This window comes from Rhodococcus sp. IEGM 1409 (genome assembly GCF_030056735.1).
Taxonomy (GTDB): domain Bacteria; phylum Actinomycetota; class Actinomycetes; order Mycobacteriales; family Mycobacteriaceae; genus Rhodococcus_F.
The window spans coordinates 687,776-705,884 of record NZ_JASHKN010000001.1; the positions used below are offsets into that span (position 1 = coordinate 687,776).

The following is an 18,109-nucleotide window of genomic DNA, read 5'->3' on the forward strand; positions in this document are numbered from 1 at the left end:
GGGGCCGGTCCTAGATCGTCCGGCACCACCCGAAGGATTTTTTCGTGGCTGACTTCCAGTTCACTGTCGACAAGGCTCACGCCAAGTCGGTCAACGACACACTGGCCGACGTACGCCGCCTGCAGATTTCTGCGGTGATCTTCGCGATCGTCCTCGCCGCGGTCGGGGCCTGGCTGATCAGCATGGGCGAGGTGTGGTCCATCATCATCGGCGCGGTCCTGGCCATCGGTGCGGCCAGTTCCCTGTGGGTGGCCGTGTGGGCACCTCGCAAGGTGGGAAGCGTCGAATCTCTGTATGCGAACAACCCGCTGGTCCCTGCGATCGTCACCGAGGTCCACCCGCGTGCGGCGACGCTGACCGCGCTGATCGACATCGCGAAGCCGGCAAAAGGGGCACCGAAGTACGCACTCGTCAGCCGCAATGTTCGTCTCAATCCGAAGTGGCGAGTCGGCGACCGAATTCCGTCGGTTGCACTGCGTTCGGATCGTTCCACCCGCAGCAAGGCGGACACCTGGCAGATGGTCAGCCCCATGCCGATCGAGTGGGGAACCAAGGACTCCGCGGTGCTGGCACGGGCTGTTGCGGCTGTCAGTGCGAGCGAGTGGAACTTCCTGCAGAGCCGGATCCCCGATTCCGAAGAAGTTCGCACCCACCCCGATCGCCGGGTTCTGATCAACCCGGCCGATCTTCCTGACTCCCTGCGCTAGCCGTACAGCTACGCGAGCGCGGGCAGTACTTCCTTCTCGAACATCTCGATCCCTGACGTGTCGTACGCAGCCTCGGGGAAGTAGAAAACTCCGTACTCGAGGCCCTGCGCTTTGAGCGCTGACAGGTTCTCGATGATCTGCTCCGGCGTACCCACTGCCGGCATTCCGCGGAACTCATCGAGCGACGCATCCGCAGCAGCTTCGCCGACCAACGGCGTCAGCCGGGATTTCAGCGTCTCCAACCGCTGAGCCACTTCGGCTTCCGTCGCGCCGATGGCGACGTTGTAGTTGGCCGAACGGACGATGGCGTCGAAGTCGGTACCGACGGTGTCGCAGTGCTTCTTCAGGACCTCCGACTTGCGTGCGAAGCCGTCCGGGGTGCCGTCGAAGTTGGTGTACTGCGCGTACTTCGCCGCAATCTTGAGTGTGACCTTCTCGCCGCCGCCGGCAACCCAGATGGGAATTCCGCCCTCTTGCAACGGAAGTGGACGGCACAGCGCTCCGTCGACCTGGTAGTACTTGCCGTCGAGCGTCGCGCTGCCGGTCGACCACGCCTGCTGCATGATCTGGATTCCTTCGTCGAGCCGACCCAGACGTTCACCGGCAGAGGGGAATCCGTAGCCGTATGCGCGCCACTCCTGCTCGTACCAACCGCCGCCGATTCCCATTTCGACGCGTCCACCCGTGATCAGGTCGGTTGTCGCGGCGACCTTGGCCAGGTACGCCGGGTTTCGGTAGCTCATGGCGGTACACATCTGGCCCAACCGGATACGCGACGTCGACGCACCGAGCGCCGCCATCAACGTCCACGCCTCGTGAGTCGCTTCTTCCGTCGGCTGGGGAACGGTGTGGAAGTGGTCGTAGACCCACACCGATTCCCACGGTCCTGCCTCCGCGCGGAGCGTGAAGTCTCGCATCACCTCCCACTGCTTCGCGGGGTCGATACCGACCAGGTCCAGACGCCAGCCTTGAGGTACGAACAGTCCGAATCGCATGTAGCGAGCCTACCTATCATTTCCCGACGCGCGACTCGGGTGATACCCGCGGAGAGTAGACCGGAATGAAGCGGAACATCATCGCTGCGCCCGCGAACGAGGTCGCACCCAGTGCGGCGAACGCCCACCCGAGCGGGAACACCGCGGCAAGGAGACCGATCGCGAGCGGCCCACCGAACATGCCGGTGTCGTGGGTCAATCGCCATGCAGCGAGGAACTCGGCGCGTTCTTCGGGTGGGGCAATATCAGCGCCGAGAGTCATGATCACGCCGTTGCCCAGTCCGTTGCCGATCCCCATCACTACAGCGACCACGGTCAGCCCCATTGCACTCGTCGAGAACGGCAACATCAGGTACGACACTCCGATCACCGTCAGCGAAGGCACCGCGACCAACCTGCGCCCGTATCGGTCCATGATGTGTCCGGCCGGATACGAACACAGCAGATCCACGGCCGCACCGATACCGAAGATCACACTCACCTGGGCCGCATCCAACCCGAGGTGCAATGCCCACAGCGGCAGCACTGCCTCCCGCGAAGCACGAGCGGCGCCCATCAGCAGTGAGCCTGTCCCGAGCGTCGACAGTGCCACGCGATGACGGCGAAGGATGTCCGGGAGGGTTGTGTGCGCGTGATCACCGTTGCCCGCCTGCGCCTTTCGTGGCGGGTCGGGGACGCGGGCCATCAGCGCCCCGGCGAGTACGACGCCCACCAATTGGACCAGGAATCCTCCGCGCGCGCCCACCAGAAGAATCACGCCGGCTCCGATGAGCGGCCCCAGGAAGAACCCCAACCGCCACATCGCGGCGAATGACGACATCGCTCGGGCCCGTAGGCCGCGTGGCACGGTCTCGGCGAGGTAGCTCTGCCTCGCGAGGCCCCACACCGCATTCGCCAGTCCGGTCAGCAGAGCGCCGATACCGAGCATCCAGGGAGTCTGCGCAAGCAGACAGATAATTACTCCGGTCGCACCCAAGGAACTTCCACCGATGATGGACCGACGCTCGCCGAATCGCGACACTATCCGGCCGGCGGGGAGATCGCCGACGACGGCCCCCAAACCTCCGAGTGCGACGATCAATCCGGCAACGGCGACCGATGCACCGAGGTCGCGGGCGGTGACGGCCATGATGGGGGCGGCCGCGCCCTGACCGATTCCGAAAATGGCCGCCGGTACGAAAACCGTTGTGATCAAGGGCTTGAGTCCGGCGATCGACGGCTGTTCCTTGGGCAGGGTTTCCGTCACGCGCTCACTTCTGCCGCGCCGGCGGCCCGGGAAAACCGGTTCGCCGGGCGGTCGAGGCCGTAGTGTCCGCGCAGTGTGGATTCGGTGTACTCGGTTCGGAAGAGCCCACGCGACTGCAGAATCGGCACGACTCGTTCCACGAAGACCTCCAGCCCACCTGGCAGATAAGGCGGCATGATGTTGAAGCCGTCCGCAGCACCTTTGTCGAACCACTCGGCCAACTCGTCGGCAACCTGTTCGGGTGTCCCGGCGAACGTACGATGCCCGCGGCCGCCACCGAGTTTGCCGATCAACTCCCGAACCGTCAGCTTTTCGCTCTCTGCAAGATCTTTGACGAGTTGGTATCGACTCTTGTTCCCTTGAATCCGATCGATGTCCGGCAGCGGTGGCAACGGGGCGTCCAGGGAATGCTCGGTGAGATCGACGCCCACCATGTTCGAGAGTTGGCGCAGTGAATACTCGGGGGAGATCAGGTCCGTGAACGACTGCTCCAGAGCCTTCGCTTCTTCTTCCGTATCCGCGATGAAGGGAACGATGCCTGGCAGCACTTTGATCTCGTCGGGACTACGTCCGTACTTGATCAGCCGAGATTTGAGGTCGTTGTAGAAATCCTGCCCCTGTTCGAGAGTCCGTTGAGCGGTGAACACGGCCTCGGCGTACCGCGCGGCAAAATCCTTGCCGCTCTCGGAAGAACCGGCCTGCACGAGCAGCGGACGTCCCTGCGGAGACCTCGGCGAATTGAGCGGGCCGGCTACCGTGAATCGTTCACCGTCATGGTCGATGCAATGGACACGATCCGGATCGGCGAAAATTCCGGTCTCCTCGTCCAGGACAACTGCCCCCTCTTCCCAGCTGTCCCAGAGTCCGAGTGTCACGTCGAGAAACTCCTCGGCCCGCTCGTACCGACCACTGTGCGTCGGTACTGCATCGAGGCCGAAGTTGGCCGCCTCGTCGGCGCCGGCTGACGTGACTATGTTCCACCCGCCACGTCCGCCGCTGATGTGATCGAGGGACGCGAACTTCCTTGCAAGAGTGTATGGATCGCTGTAGCTGGTCGACGCGGTTGCGATCAGACCCACTTTGTCGGTGGCTGCAGCGATCGCAGAGAGCAAGGTGACGGGTTCGAAAATCGCCTGTGTGTTGTACTTGACCCGCGGGCCGACCGCCAGCCCGTCGGCGAAGAACACCGAGTCCAGCTTTCCTCGTTCGGCGATCCTCCCCAACTCCTGGAAGTGCTTGACGTTCAACAGGTTGGCCGCATTTGTACGCGGATGGCGCCACGCCGCCTCATGATGGCCGACGCCCATGAGGAAGGCGTTCAGATGAAATTGTCGTTCGGACATGAGTTCGCAGATTCTTTCCGTGAAAGGTGCAGATCAGGTGGTGACGCGCCAACGTGAGAGCCGGCGTTCGATCAGGACCAGAACCGCGTTGATAGTCAGACCCAACAACGAGATCGCGACGATGCCCGCATACATGTTCGGGATCTGGAAGTTGAGTTGCGAAGCGGTGATCAAATACCCGAGACCGGCTTTCGCACCGACCATCTCGGCGGCGATCAGCACGAGAATCGACGACGCGGCGGCCATACGAATTCCGGTGAAGATCGTCGGCACCGCAGCCGGGAGAACCACCTTCTGGAACAGTCGAATCGAGGAGAAGCCCAGCGAGGCCGCGGACTTGATCAGAAGCGGGTCCACCGTGCGCACACCGGAGATCGTGTTGAGCAGAATCGGGAAGGTGCAGGCGTAGATCACCAGGGCGATCTTCGATTCCTCACCGATTCCGAGAATCAGCACGAAGACGGGAAGCAGCGCCAAGGCTGCTGTGTTGCGGAATAATTCGAGAATCGGGTTGAGGAAATCGGAGACCGGGCGATACCAGGCGATCGCGATTCCCAACGGGATCGCGATCGCGATGGCCACGAAGAATCCGGTCAGCGCACGCGTCAGACTTGCCGAAACATGCTCTTGAAGTTGACCGTTCGCGGCAAGAGTGAAGAATGCGGACACAACCTCACTGAAGGGTGGAAGGAAAACCTTGTCCACCAGCCCCAACCGAGGCGCCGCTTCCCAGAGCCCGAGGAAGATCGCGATCGCAATAGACGGCTTGGCAATCCGCCAGGCGGTGGAACCAATGTAGCGCGCCGCCTTGCCGCCCGCCTGGCTCCGCTGCTGAATGTCAGGTGTTGTGTCGGGTAACGGTTTCGGGTCCACGACCACTTCCGGCGTCGCCAATGCACTAGACATGTGCAACCTCCTTGGCTGGGTCGAGTTCGCCGGCCCGAGCGCGCTCGACTTCACCGTGCAGCAGCGTCCAGATCCGGTGCCGGAACACACGGAACTCCTCACCTGATCGCACGTCGTCGCCGGACCGGTCGATGTCGATGTCGACGATCGTCTTGACGCGCCCCGGCCTCGACGTCAGCACTGCAACACGTTGACCGAGGTAGATGGCCTCGTCGATTCCGTGGGTGATGAACAGGATCGTTTTGCCGGTGGCCTTCCAGATGCGCAGAAGTTCGTCCTGCAGCGACTCTCGCGTCTGTGCGTCCAGCGCCGCAAAGGGTTCGTCCATCAGCAACACCTCGGGATCGAAGGCCAGGCTGCGAGCAATCGCAACTCGCTGCTTCATTCCGCCGGACAACTCGTGCGGATAGCGATCCGCGAAGCCCTGCAGACCGACCAGTTCGAGGTAATGCTCGGCGAGTTCGCGTCGCTCGCTCTTCTTCACGCCCTTCGCTTCGAGTCCGAACTCGATGTTGTGACGCGCAGTGCGCCACGGTAGCAACGCGTACTGCTGGAAGACGATCCCGCGGTCCAGACCGGGTCCGGTGATCTGCCTGCCGTCCAGAAGGATTCGACCGGAAGTGGGCGAACTGAGTCCACCGAGAAGGTCCAACAAAGTCGATTTACCGCAACCACTCGGCCCCACGAGGACCAGGAACTCCCCCGGCGCCACGTCGATGTTGATGTCCTCGACCGCGGTGAAAACTTCGTCGGTCCCCCGAATGTCGAACTGCTTGGTGACGTGCTCGAGCCGTAGTTTCGGTTCTGTGCTCATTTTGCGGCCTCCAATGCCTGTCCGTCAGCACCGCTGTCGGGTGAATACGTTCCGTTGGCGTACGGGTTGAATTCGTTGGTGTAGATGTCCGACGGCTTCAACTTGCCGTCCTCGAGTTCCCCGTTGCGGGTCAGCCAGCCGATCCACGTGCTGATCTCGGTGTCGGTGATCGTTCCACCGGGGCCGGCGACTCCCGGGCTCTTCCAGTAACTGATCAGCTTGGTGTCCTCGTTGCGTCCACGACTGTTGACTATGGACGTCAGCTTGGCCACCACTTCGTCACGCGGGTGCGTCTGAGTCCAGCGAATGGCTCGCGCGGTTCCCTGCACGAAATCCGCGACGGCTTCCTTGTTCTGCGCGATGTACTCGTCACGAAACACCAACGTGCCGTATGTGAACGAGCCGAACAGGGATTCGTCGGTGAAAAGCTCCCGCAGACCACCTCGTTCGAGTGCGGAGTCACGGAAGACCGAGCCGAGAGTCGCGACGTCGATCTGTCCCTGCCGGAGCGCTTGCTCCGTGTTGACCGGCGGCACCACGATCAGTTCCACCTGCTTGATCTCGTCAGGTGTAAGTCCCTCTCGCGCAAGCCATTCACGAACGACGAACTCGTGGTGCGCGCCGAGGGTATTCATCCCGACCTTTTTGCCGATCAGGTCTCTCGCCGACTTGATCGGACTGTCGTCGAGTACGTAATACCCGTTGAAGCTCTGCTTGTCGGAGCCGTAGTACCCGATCACCGAGGTGATCGGTGATCCAGCTGCCGCCAACTTCACCACCGCGCCGTTGAACGCTCCGCCGAAGTCGGTTTGACCGGTCGCGGCATTCTGAATGCTCTGAGGACCGCTGGTCGTGTCACCGATCCAATTGAGTTCCACGTCGTTGAAGTAGCCCAGATCGGCAGCGAGTTCGGGGAACAAGACCTGTCCAGTGCTTCCCTCGTACCGCAGGACGGTCTTGCCGTCGGCGGTCTTGACGACTTCGTCGGAAGAGCCCGAGCAGGCAACGGCAAAGCTGGACAGAGTGACAAAGGCGACGACCGCGGCTACCGAGCGCGCGAAACGAGGGCGAATCATGAAGTTGCTTCCTGTAGAAGATGATTGGTGCAGTTCTCGGCTACACCTGTCCGGAGCGCCGTACGCGGCGCTCGGCACAGGCAGGTGTGGGGAATGTCAGTTCAACGACAACAGTCGAACGACATCAGCGTGAAAGACCGAAACACGTGACACTCCAATGAATGTGAAGACAGAATCGAGCAGTAAGCAGTGCCGAAACCATACGTCGGCACCCACTACCTGGGTCAACGGTTACATTCACGCCTGATTTAATGTGTGAAGTCCGTATCATGAGGGCATGCTTTCGCCGACTACCGCGCAGGACTTCGAGCAACATCGTGGCCATCTGACATCAGTGGCCTACCGTCTCACCGGAAGTTTCAGCGACGCTCAGGACGCGGTGCAGGAAGCATGGATACGGCTTCAAGTAGCCGAAACCACGCGAGGTGGAGAGTTGCAGATCCGCGAACTGCGCGGATGGCTCACCACTGTCGTCGGCCGAATCTGCCTCGATCATCTCAAGTCGGCCGCGGTGCGTAGAGAAAGCTATGTAGGACAGTGGCTTCCGGAGCCGATCGTCACACCCGTCGACGCCACCGCGAGCACACCCTCAGCGACACCCGATCCACTCGAGTACGTCGTGACGCAGGAACAGAATCGTTTTGCGGCCCTCGTCGTCCTGGACACCCTCACGCCCGCTCAGCGCGTTGCCTTCGTCCTCCACGACGGCTTCGACGTACCCTTCGCCGAGGTGGCTCGCATCCTCGACATCGAGGTTGCCGCCGCCCGCCAGTTGGCCTCGCGGGCCCGTAAAGCCGCAGCGTCGGCGCCGGTCCCGGTCAGCAGCGAGGAGCATTCTGCCGCCGTCGAACGATTGGTCACTGCTATCGCGAGTGGAGATCTGAACGCCGTGATCGAAGCACTCGATCCCGATGCCGTACTGATCGGTGACGCAGGCGGAACCACCCGCACGGCGGTCAACGTCGTCCGCGGCAGTGATCGTGTGGCGCGGTTCTACCTGGGGTTGGCCCGCAAGTACGGACCGGCAGCGCTGTTTTCGATGTCACCGGTTCTCGTCAACGGACAACTCGGTGGTGTATTCGCCGGCTCACCCGGAGATGACCGGTACCCGCAGTTCGCCGCTCGCGTTGCCGGCTTCACGGTTCGCGACGGAGTTGTGTGTGCCGCCTACGACATTGCGAATCCAGCCAAGTTCAGTGCCGTCCCGATGCTCGATCACACCGAACCTGAGCGCAGGTAGCGAGACTCCCATTCTTCGAGGTGAGACCTGGACACCTGCGTGCCGAACCACAGTCGGTGCAGCACATCCGATCCCAGATGATGCAGTGCGGTGTGCGTTCTCAACTGCTGCGACGCCCATTCGGGTTCGTTGTGGGCGGCGTCGATCCCGGCCATCGTGCTGCCTCGTAGTTCGAAGTCCAGGTCGCGACGAAGCTCCGAAAGCTCGGACCAATTCGCTTGTGGTGCATAGTGCCTCGAACGAATTTCGGTCAGCAGCTTGAACAGGACACTGCCGGCACGCTCATCGACCCAGATCAGAGTGCGTCGATGTGCCCCGCGCCCGACCGTCCACAGGACGATTAACGCCACGACGACGCCGATTGCCGTCTCGAGCATGCGGCTGAGGATCAGATGTTGGACGGCCCCGTGCGCACCACCGGCCGCGCCGAGGAGAATTGCGACGGCGGTGATGAAGATGACTGCGATCCCGTAATTCCGCACCAGGAACAGCTCGATCCCCGCCATCAGGATGGCAAGTACCGCCACCAACCACAGACCGGTCGGACTCCAGGCGTAGATGACGCCCAACAGAATCAACCCGAGGACGGTCCCGCCGATGCGGTGGATTCCGCGATAGGTGCCCAGAATTCGATCCGGTCCTTGATGAAGGACCATCGCCGCGGCGATCACCGCCCAGTCCGGGCGATCGATGCCGAGCACGACGGTGAGGGTTCCCGCGGCCATACAGGCAACGGACAGCCGAAGTGCTGCAGCGTGGCGTTTGCCTCGCGTCGGCTCCGGCGGGGCGTACTTCGCCTGCGCTTCCGTGTACTCCGCAACGGCGGAGACGGCTGCCTGTACCGCGCTGCATTCGATCGCTCGCGATGCCCACAGGATTCCCGTCATCGAGACGACCACCGCGCTGATCCCACCGATTGCCGTCCACATCGCGACCGTGACCGGCGGCTGCCCGGGAGTGGCGATCACCGAACTGATCTCGGTGGTGAGCAACAGGAAGAACGCTCCCGGTGGGCCCAATCGAAGCGCGTCGACGGTAAAGGCGCACGTCGACACCACCCCGGCCATGATCAGCACGACAAAGACGAGCAGCACCGTCGGCGCGCCCTCGGCGATCGCTCGGTGGACCGGCTCACCCACTGATGCCCCGATGAAGGACAGGATCGTCAGCGCCGTCGCGGCGATACCGACTGCCTTCCACCTGCTCCGGTACGGACGACCCTCACCGTAGATCGATGCAAATGCACCGAGGCCGACCAGGAGCGAAGCCGACCCGAATCCGAGCAGTGTGGCGATGGCCGCCGGAATCGCCAGGGCGAGGGCGACGCGAACCGCTCCGGGGTACCGGTTTCCCACCGGCGGCAATCCGAACAGGACGCTGCGCGCCGGACGCGGTGCCGGGAGGTTGGACTCGTGACCCGCTGATGTTTCTTCGGGGTCCACTGCCCATCCTTCGCGCCGGCCTGTTCGTGTCTGTGTCGTCCCATTCTTGCGGGCGGCCGACGTGGAATTCGAGGAGGGTCCGGAGGTCGATTCGACCACCCCGTTATTGACACTCTGTCAACAGTGTGGATGATAGGTGGAGTCGGATCCGCTCGCGGGTCGCACTTCATCGATCGGGAGAATCACGATGACGCAAAGATCTACCGCAACCCGAACCACCGAACGCCGGTCCCCGTGGATGGACGACGAATTGGAGGCCGTGGCCGACCTGGCAAGGAACTTCTTCGCCAAACACGTCACACCGCATCAGAAACGCTTCGCGTCCCAGGGTTTTCCCGACAAATCCGCCTATCGGGAACTCGGGACGCTCGGGCTCGCCGGCATGTCGATCCCCACCGAGTACGGCGGCGGAGGAGGAACTTTTGCGCACGACGCCGTGCTGTTCCACGAGCAGGTGATGGCGGGTGATCATTCACTCCAACTCGGTGTGCACTCGGGAATCGTGCCGCACTACCTCAATGCCTACGCCGATCATGACCACAAACTGCGCTGGCTACCGAAGTTGGTAAGTGGTGAGTGGGTGGGCGCAATCGCCATGACCGAACCCGGCACCGGATCCGATTTGCAGAACATCACCACCCGCGCCGTCCGCGACGGCGACGACTATCTGATCAGCGGCGCAAAGACATTCATCTCCAACGGCCGCAATTGCGATCTGGTGATCATTGCCGCCAAAACCGATCCGAGCCTCGGAGCGCGCGGGGTATCGCTCATCGTGGCCGAGGTCGACGACAACACACCGGGTTTCGAGCGCGGACGAATACTCGAGAAGGTCGGACAGAAAGGCCAGGACACCACCGAGTTGTTCTTCGACCGCTTGCGGGTGCCGGCAACAAACCTGCTCGGGGAACGCGAAGGCGCAGGATTTGCGCAGCTGATGCAGCAACTACTGCCCGAGCGATTGATCTGTGGGGTTGCGGCCACTGCGGCAATGGAGCGTGCAGTCGCCCTCACCGTCGAGTACACCAAATCGCGAAACATGTTCGGGCAAACACTCTTCGATCTGCAGAACACCCGCTTCGAACTTGCCGAGTGCGCGTCCATCGCTCGTATCTCACGAACGTTCATCGACGACTGCATCGTCAAATACCTTGCCGGGCAGCTCGATGCGACCACCGCCGCGATGGCCAAGTATTGGCTCACCGATCAGCAATGCGCCGTGATCGACCGTTGCGTACAACTGCACGGCGGGTACGGCTACATCCTCGAATATCCCATCGCCCAGATGTACGCCGACGCTCGTATTCAGCGAATCTACGCCGGATCGAACGAAGTCATGAAAGACCTCGTGGCGAGATCACTCTGAGCAATCAGGAGTCTGCCTCGCAGGCCGGCAGCACTTCACGCACGATGGCGAGCAAGCTGCGTACCAGCAGAAGGTGCACCTGTTCGCGGTCGAGCGACCCGGTCACCAACCACTGCTTACTGGCGGCCTTCGCCAATCCTCCGTACGCCACGATCATCGAATGAACAGCAGCCTCGCTGCCTTCAGTCAGTTGAATCCCGAGCGCATCCATCATGCGTCGCGCGGCAACGTCGTCCGCGTCCTGCAGGATCCGATCCATCTCGGGATCACGGCGGAGGTCGTCGGACATGACTGTCGAGATCCACATGTCGCGATGACGCCAGGCGACGTCGAGCCACCGATCGATCACGGCGCTGATCCGCTTCTCCGGGCTCGCCGATCGCGGAATGCGGTCCACCGCCACTTCGGGGATGAAGACGAATCGCCGCACGACGTCGAGATACAACTCCCGTTTGGAGCCGAAGTAGTGATTGAGCAGCGGACGACCGACCCCGGCCGCCTTGGCCAACTCGGTCATCGAGACGTCGGCATAGGACTTCTCCTCGAAAACCTTTGCCGCGCTGACAATGATCTGTTCACGTCGATCCTCGGGCCCGAGGCGTTTTCCGCCCGCGACCGGCACCGACGTCATTCTTTTCTCGCGGGCGTACTGTTGACCGTCGCCTGCGCCTCGACCATGAGCGAAATGTGTTCCACCAAGCGCTTCCGAGAGATCTTGGAGGACGGGGTGTGCGCCTGATAGATGAACGCGAGGGCACCGAACAGCCCTACCGAGTTGAGTTCGGAGTTCGCGGAGTCGGCCGCCTCGCCGCCGTACATCAGCTCCAGCGACGCGGAAATCGGATTGGTGAACTCTGCCATCAGTTCTCGCCCTCGGTCCCACAGCGCAGGTTCCGCCTGGGATTCTACGAACATGATGCGTCCACGTCGAGGATCTTTGAATACGTAGGTGGTGAAGGCCTTCACCACGTGGCGGATCAGTGCCGACGGTTCGGAAGGTGCCGCTCCGAGCGCGTCCAGAATGGTGTCTCGCGCGCCGAGAACCACCTCGTCAAGCACGGCGACCAACAGTTCGTCACGATTGGCGAAGCTCTCGTAGAAGTACCGCTCGGTCAGCGCAGCCTCGCGGCAGGTCGCACGCATGGTCGCGGCGGCCGCACCCTCGGTGCCCATGATCTGCAACCCGGCTTCGATCAGCTGTGCCCGGCGCGCGGCGCGACGATCTTCCGGTTCCTGCCCACGCCACCTGCGCGGGCCGGTGCGCCGAGCCTCGGTATCCGTCATGTCCCCATGTTCTCACTGACCGGCAGTGCTCTCGACCTCAGGTTATCGCGCCGGCTCCCGCGAGCGAACTGACATCGCTCGATGTCAGCCAATTCAATTCTGACATCAACCGCTGTTGACATCACATGATGTCAGACTTACTCTTCGTTCAGTTGTTCACGCACCAATCAGGAGGCGTCACACATGGTCGACATCGACCCAACCTCGGGGCCATCGGCCGGAGAAGAGGAAACTCCAACTCGCCGAACACGAGTCGTCGTCATCGGAGCCGGCTTCGGCGGCATCGGAACGGCTGTCCGCTTGAAGCAATCCGGGATCGACGACTTCGTCGTTCTGGAACGCGCTGCGGAGCCCGGGGGAACCTGGCAGGTCAACACCTACCCCGGTGCACAGTGCGACATCCCGTCGATTCTGTACTCGTTCTCGTTTGCGCCCAATCCGAACTGGACGCGGCTGTATCCGCTGCAGCCCGAGATCTACGACTATCTCCGGGATTGCGTCCATCGCTTCGGACTAGCCGGTCATTTCCACTGCAACCAGGACGTCACAGAAGCGTCGTGGGACGAGCAGGCCCAGATCTGGCGGGTACACACCGCGGAAACCGTGTGGGAGGCACAGTTCCTGGTCGCGGCCACCGGCCCGTTCAGCGCGCCCGCCACACCCGGCCTCCCCGGACTCGAATCGTTTCGTGGTCAGATGTTCCACACCGCGGACTGGAACCACGACCACGACCTTCGCGGCGAACGCATAGCCGTGGTCGGCACCGGTGCCTCCGCAGTACAGGTCATCCCCAGACTGCAACCGCTCGCGAACACGCTCACCGTATTCCAGCGGACACCGACATGGATCCTGCCGCACCCGGATCAGCCGATGACGGGCTGGCCCAGCGCGCTGTTCGAGCGGGTACCGCTCACCCAGCGACTCGCTCGCAAGGGACTCGACCTACTTCAAGAAGCCCTGGTACCCGGATTCGTGTACAAACCGTCGCTGCTCAAAGGGTTGGCCGCACTCGGCCGGGCACATCTTCGTCGGCAGGTACGCGACCAGGAGCTTCGCGCAAAGCTACTCCCTCACTACGCATTCGGATGCAAGCGTCCGACGTTCTCGAATACCTACTATCCCGCGCTGGCGTCACCCAACGTGGAGGTGGTGACGGACGGAATCGTCGAGGTACAGGAGCGCGGCGTACTCACCGCGGACGGCACTTTCCGCGAAGTAGACACCATCGTCATGGGTACCGGTTTTCGCATGGGAGACAACCCGTCCTTCGACATCATCCGAGGCAAGGACGGCCGCAGCCTCGCACAAGCGTGGAACGGCAGTGCCGAGGCCTTCCTCGGCACCACCATCAGCGGGTTTCCGAACTTCTTCATGATCCTCGGCCCCAACTCGGTGGTCTACACCTCGCAGGTCGTCACGATCGAAGCGCAGGTCGAGTACATCGTGAGTTGCATTCTCCAAATGGAAGATCGCGGCATCGGCAGAATCGACGTCCGCGCCGACGTGCAGCGGGAGTTCGTGCGTGCGACCGACCGCCGACTCGCCACCAGCGTGTGGAACGCAGGCGGGTGCAGTAGCTACTACCTCGTCGACGGCGGCCGCAATTACACCTTCTATCCCGGATTCAACCGATCCTTCCGCGCCAGGACCAAACAGGCCGACCTCACTCACTACACGCAGGTACAACCCGTCTCGTCCACACCACTCACCACTGCTCGAGAAACCGTGAGGAGCCGATAATGCTCGGCATCAACGCCTTCCGAGGCACACCCGTCGTCGCACCGTCCGGCGCTCGCCGCTACACCGACGAAGCACATGCGATCGCCGCCCGTGACGTCGAATTCGACTGGGAAGGTGTACCACTGCACTACGTGCCGAACGAACCGATGGTCACCCACGTCATCAACTTCATGCATCTCGTGTTACCCGAAGGAGAGCGGGCCATGTCCGCGACGCTCGCCGAAGCGCTCCCCCTCATCGAAGACACCCGACTGCACGAAGAGGTGGTGGGGTTCGTCGGCCAGGAAGCAACACACGCGTCGTCGCACAAAGGTGCACGCGAACATCTTGCGGACCTCGGCATGGACATGAAACCGATGTCACGCCGCATGGACTGGCTCGTGGACAAGATATTGGGCGACAAAGGACTGACCGGAAAAGCCAAGCACGCCTGGCTCTGCGAACGTCTCGGCTTGTTTGCTGCCATGGAGCACTACACGGCAGTGGTCGGCGAATGGCTGCTCACCGATCCCGCGCTCGAAGATGCCGGCATGCACCCGATGATGCTCGACATGGTCAAGTGGCACGGTGCCGAAGAAGTCGAACACCGCAACGTCGCTTTCGACGCCTATATGTACGTGGACGGTAGCTACGCCCGACGCGTTCGCACGGCACTGCTGGCCAGCTTCACGTTGTTCGTGCTGTTCATCGCCTCGATGAATTACCTGTTCCGGCAGGACCCGTCGAAGGCGAAGGGCCGACTGTGGCCTCTGCAACTGATCAGCGCCACTCGCCGCGGCCTGGTACCGAACATGAAATTCCTGATCACCGAAATTCCCCCGTATCTGCGGCCGAGCTTCCACCCTTCTCAGATCGGGGACATGGACGTCGCCATGCGCTACCTCGCTCGATCGCCTGCCGCCAATCGTTCCTCCGGAGAGAGTGAAGGATGAACAAGACGACTGCCGACAGTTCCCACGATGCACCCGACTTCACGCCGACCCGGTCGTTGAGGTTTGCCGCGCAGGCCACCAGCGCATACCGTCGGATCTTTGCAACCAGTCTTGCAGCGCAGCTACTTTCGCGTCCCAACCCGGTTCGCTACAGCGGGTTCGACATGACGCTGGACGTGAAGTCCGTCCGGTTCGAGTGTGACGACGTCCTGAGTGTCACCTTGACCCCGGGGGAAGGCGTCACCCTGCCGTCGTGGATTCCCGGCGCCCACCTCGACGTCTTTCTCCCCTCGGGAAGGCAACGACAGTATTCGCTGTGCGGCGACCCCGAGGACTTGAAGTCGTATCGGATCGCCGTCCGGAGGATAGACGAGGGCGGTGGCGGCTCACGCGAGATCCACGAGTCTCTGAAACCTGGAATGGCGGTGGACGTCAGAGGGCCGCGGAATGCGTTTCCGTTTGTCGCGGCTCCGTCGTATCTCTTTGTCGCAGGCGGAATCGGGATCACTCCGCTACTTCCCATGGTGCAGCGTTGTCACCGTCACGGAATCTCTTGGCGATTGGATTATCTCGGACGAACTCGCGCAGCTATGCCATTTCTGAACGAGATCGAGGAGTATTCCAGCGGGCAGGTAACCATCCGACCGGACGACGAGTTGGGCTCGCCGGATGTCGAAAAACTGGTCTCCGCTGCGGATCCCGGCGCCGCGGTGTACACGTGCGGACCGGCGCCGCTGATGAACATGGTGCGCGCGGCAACCTTCACGAGCAACCCGACCGGATCGGTGCACAGTGAGCGCTTCTCGCCGCTACCGGTAGTCGACGGCAACGAGTTCACGGTGCACCTGGCGCGCACCGGTCTCACCGTCGATGTCGGTGAGTCCGAAAGTGCTTTGGCGGCAATACGACGCGCACTTCCTGGCGTCGCGTATTCCTGCCAGCAGGGCTTCTGCGGTACGTGCAAGGTCCGGGTGCTCGCCGGGACCGTCGATCACCGGGACACCCTTCTCACCGAATCGGAACGTACCGATTCGATGTTGACCTGTCGATCACGTTCCACCGGTGGATCTTTGGTGGTGGACCTGTGAAGCGGAAATTCTATCTTGCGGCGGCCGACGAAGTCTTCATCGGATCCGCGCCGCTGGTGGTCACTCACCGGATCGAGTCCGTGGCGACGTGCGAAAGCTTGTGGCGGACGTTGACCTCGGACGGTGCGCTCGCGTCGTGGGCGCGCGGGATCACCGGAGCCGACTGGACCTCGGCAAGACCATTCGGCATCGGGACGACGCGAACTGTGCGGGCCGGCGCTTTCGCTGCACTGGACGAGAGATTCTTTCACTGGGACGAGGGGAACCGGATGTCGTTCTACGTGGAGTCGGCGTCACTTCCGGGATTCAACCGTTTCGCCGAAGATCTGGTGCTGGAACCGACTTCGACTGGAAGCATTCTCACCTGGACGTTCGCTGTGCAGGCGCAGCCGTGGTTCGCCCCGATTCTGTCCCTGGCCAGACCGATCCTCGACCGTGTGACCCGCAACTGGGCCGACGGCGCCGTCCACCACACACTTCAGGGAACTCCGCGATGACAACAACCGAGATCGACACGACCGCGCAGGCTACCGAGGACACGGTGACACAGGCAGTGCGCGACGCACGTACTGCTTCGGAGTGGTGGGCAGAACTGACATTCGAGCAACGCGCCCGCCGACTGGATCGGTGGCGAGGAATCATCGCTCGTCGAGCATCCGAACTCGCCGACGTCGTTCACCGAGACATGGGCAAGCCGCACCCCGATGCAATGCTCGAAATCGCCATGGCTCTCGAACATCTCGCGTGGGCGTCGAAGAACGCTCGAAAGGTGTTGGGCAGGCGCACCGTCGGCTCCAGTCTGTTGACGATCAATCAGGCCGCCTCGGTGGAGTATCGGCCTCTCGGAGTGGTCGGTGTGATCGGTCCGTGGAACTATCCGGTCTTCACCCCGCTCGGTTCGCTCTCGTTCGCGCTGGCCGCCGGCAACGCTGTGGTCTACAAGCCGAGTGAGTTCGCACCGGGCGTCGGTGAATGGTTGGGCCGAGCATTTGCCGAGGTCGTCCCTGAACATCCTGTGCTGCAGGTTGTCACAGGTGACGGTTCGGTCGGCGCGGCACTGTGCCTGGCCGGCGTCGACAAGATCGGGTTCACCGGATCCACTGCCACTGGCAAGAAGGTCATGGCGTCCTGCGCCGAGACCCTCACACCGGTGTTGATGGAATGTGGTGGCAAGGACGCACTCGTCCTGGATGCCGACGGAGATGTCGGCGCCGCCGCGGATGCTGCGGTGTGGGGTGCGTTGTCCAACTCCGGACAGACCTGTCTGGGCGTCGAGCGTGTGTACGTGCACGAACACGTCTACGACGAGTTTCTCGACAAGACAACCACTCTGGCTGCCCGAATTCATGCGGGTTCTCATGCCGACGACAAGATCGGTCCGATCACCATGCCCTCACAAGTCGCCGTCATCCGGCGCCACATCGACGACGCGGTGTCGCGGGGTGGGCGTGTCGTTCTCGGCGGGCTCGGCACGATCTCCGGTCAGTACGTGCAACCGACCATCATGGTCGACGTACCCGAAGACAGCCTCGCCGTCACGGAGGAGACTTTCGGCCCGACGATGACGATCACCAAAGTCAGCTCGATGGATGAGGCGGTGGAGTTGGTAAACGCGTCGCCATACGCATTGGGAGCAAGCGTGTTCGGCAAGGACGGAGCTGCTGTCGCCGATCGACTCCGATCGGGAGGAGCGTCGGTGAACTCCTACGTGATGTATGCCGCAGTTCCCAACCTGCCGCTGGGTGGGGTCGGAGCATCCGGTTTCGGACGCGTTCACGGCCCAGACGGCCTGAAGGAGTTCACCTATGCCCGTTCGATGACCAGGCAACGGTTCCGTTCGCCATTACCGCTGACGACGTTTCGTCGGACCGCCCGAATCGACTGGCTGGTAAAGGTTCTCATCCGCGCTCTCCACGGAAGGCGCTGAAGC

Annotated in this window: 17 protein-coding genes; 8 read left to right on the forward strand and 9 right to left on the reverse strand. The window is 62.3% G+C overall.

Features of this window, described 5'->3' with window-relative positions:
- The first annotated feature begins 44 nt into the window (after positions 1-44).
- Positions 45-707 (forward strand): DUF3239 domain-containing protein, encoded by a 663-nt coding sequence (locus tag QM716_RS03405; RefSeq protein ID WP_283302359.1) that lies wholly within the window; start codon positions 45-47, stop codon positions 705-707.
- Positions 708-715: 8 nt separating this feature from the next.
- Here the strand turns inward: QM716_RS03405 and QM716_RS03410 are convergent, their stop codons facing one another.
- From QM716_RS03410 to QM716_RS03435, 6 genes are read right to left on the reverse strand one after another with little or no spacing between them, the layout of a single operon-like run.
- Positions 716-1,702 carry an LLM class F420-dependent oxidoreductase gene (locus tag QM716_RS03410; RefSeq protein WP_283302360.1) on the reverse strand — a complete coding sequence of 329 codons (987 nt, stop codon included), beginning with the start codon at positions 1,700-1,702 and terminating at the stop codon, positions 716-718.
- Between the two features lie 16 nt (positions 1,703-1,718).
- Positions 1,719-2,948, reverse strand: coding sequence for an MFS transporter (locus tag QM716_RS03415; protein ID WP_283302361.1), 1,230 nt, complete (start codon positions 2,946-2,948; stop codon positions 1,719-1,721).
- Positions 2,945-4,291 (reverse strand): LLM class flavin-dependent oxidoreductase, encoded by a 1,347-nt coding sequence (locus tag QM716_RS03420; protein ID WP_283302362.1) that lies wholly within the window; start codon positions 4,289-4,291, stop codon positions 2,945-2,947. Before QM716_RS03420 ends, QM716_RS03415 begins: the two co-directional genes overlap by 4 nt.
- 33 nt (positions 4,292-4,324) lie before the next feature.
- The gene (locus QM716_RS03425; RefSeq protein WP_283302363.1) at positions 4,325-5,197 is read right to left on the reverse strand and encodes an ABC transporter permease; all 873 of its coding nucleotides are present in this window, start codon (positions 5,195-5,197) and stop codon (positions 4,325-4,327) included.
- Positions 5,190-6,011, reverse strand: a complete 822-nt coding sequence (locus QM716_RS03430; RefSeq protein WP_283302365.1) for an ABC transporter ATP-binding protein — start codon at positions 6,009-6,011, stop codon at positions 5,190-5,192. The genes QM716_RS03425 and QM716_RS03430 overlap by 8 nt, the downstream gene beginning before the upstream one ends.
- Positions 6,008-7,087, reverse strand: a complete 1,080-nt coding sequence (locus tag QM716_RS03435) for an ABC transporter substrate-binding protein (protein ID WP_283302367.1) — start codon at positions 7,085-7,087, stop codon at positions 6,008-6,010. Before QM716_RS03435 ends, QM716_RS03430 begins: the two co-directional genes overlap by 4 nt.
- Positions 7,088-7,364: 277 nt before the next feature.
- Between QM716_RS03435 and QM716_RS03440 the strand changes: the two genes are divergently transcribed.
- On the forward strand, positions 7,365-8,327 hold the full coding sequence (locus QM716_RS03440; protein WP_283302369.1) for a sigma-70 family RNA polymerase sigma factor: 963 nt from the start codon (positions 7,365-7,367) through the stop codon (positions 8,325-8,327).
- Here the strand turns inward: QM716_RS03440 and QM716_RS03445 are convergent.
- Positions 8,303-9,769 carry an FUSC family protein gene (locus QM716_RS03445; protein WP_283302371.1) on the reverse strand — a complete coding sequence of 489 codons (1,467 nt, stop codon included), beginning with the start codon at positions 9,767-9,769 and terminating at the stop codon, positions 8,303-8,305. The genes QM716_RS03440 and QM716_RS03445 overlap by 25 nt on opposite strands.
- 187 nt (positions 9,770-9,956) lie before the next feature.
- On the opposite strand from QM716_RS03445, the gene QM716_RS03450 reads away from it, so the two are divergent.
- Complete coding sequence (locus tag QM716_RS03450) at positions 9,957-11,135, forward strand: acyl-CoA dehydrogenase family protein (RefSeq protein WP_283302373.1); 1,179 nt, start codon at positions 9,957-9,959, stop codon at positions 11,133-11,135.
- Positions 11,136-11,139: 4 nt separating this feature from the next.
- Here the strand turns inward: QM716_RS03450 and QM716_RS03455 are convergent, their stop codons facing one another.
- Complete coding sequence (locus QM716_RS03455; RefSeq protein WP_283302375.1) at positions 11,140-11,766, reverse strand: TetR/AcrR family transcriptional regulator; 627 nt, start codon at positions 11,764-11,766, stop codon at positions 11,140-11,142.
- Complete coding sequence (locus QM716_RS03460) at positions 11,763-12,419, reverse strand: TetR/AcrR family transcriptional regulator (protein WP_283302377.1); 657 nt, start codon at positions 12,417-12,419, stop codon at positions 11,763-11,765. The genes QM716_RS03455 and QM716_RS03460 overlap by 4 nt, the downstream gene beginning before the upstream one ends.
- A gap of 183 nt (positions 12,420-12,602) precedes the next feature.
- Between QM716_RS03460 and QM716_RS03465 the strand changes: the two genes are divergently transcribed.
- The 5 genes from QM716_RS03465 to QM716_RS03485 are packed head-to-tail and all read left to right on the forward strand — an operon-like array spanning position 12,603 to position 18,106.
- Entirely contained in the window at positions 12,603-14,159 is a 1,557-nt protein-coding gene (locus QM716_RS03465) for a flavin-containing monooxygenase (RefSeq protein ID WP_283302379.1), read from the forward strand.
- Positions 14,159-15,091 carry a metal-dependent hydrolase gene (locus QM716_RS03470; protein WP_283302381.1) on the forward strand — a complete coding sequence of 311 codons (933 nt, stop codon included), beginning with the start codon at positions 14,159-14,161 and terminating at the stop codon, positions 15,089-15,091. The genes QM716_RS03465 and QM716_RS03470 overlap by 1 nt, the downstream gene beginning before the upstream one ends.
- Positions 15,088-16,179 carry a PDR/VanB family oxidoreductase gene (locus tag QM716_RS03475; protein ID WP_283302383.1) on the forward strand — a complete coding sequence of 364 codons (1,092 nt, stop codon included), beginning with the start codon at positions 15,088-15,090 and terminating at the stop codon, positions 16,177-16,179. Before QM716_RS03470 ends, QM716_RS03475 begins: the two co-directional genes overlap by 4 nt.
- A complete protein-coding gene (locus QM716_RS03480; protein ID WP_283302385.1) occupies positions 16,176-16,676 on the forward strand; it encodes an SRPBCC family protein in 501 nt (166 codons plus the stop codon). The genes QM716_RS03475 and QM716_RS03480 overlap by 4 nt, the downstream gene beginning before the upstream one ends.
- The gene (locus QM716_RS03485; RefSeq protein WP_283302386.1) at positions 16,673-18,106 is read left to right on the forward strand and encodes an aldehyde dehydrogenase family protein; all 1,434 of its coding nucleotides are present in this window, start codon (positions 16,673-16,675) and stop codon (positions 18,104-18,106) included. The genes QM716_RS03480 and QM716_RS03485 overlap by 4 nt, the downstream gene beginning before the upstream one ends.
- Positions 18,107-18,109: the final 3 nt, after the last annotated feature.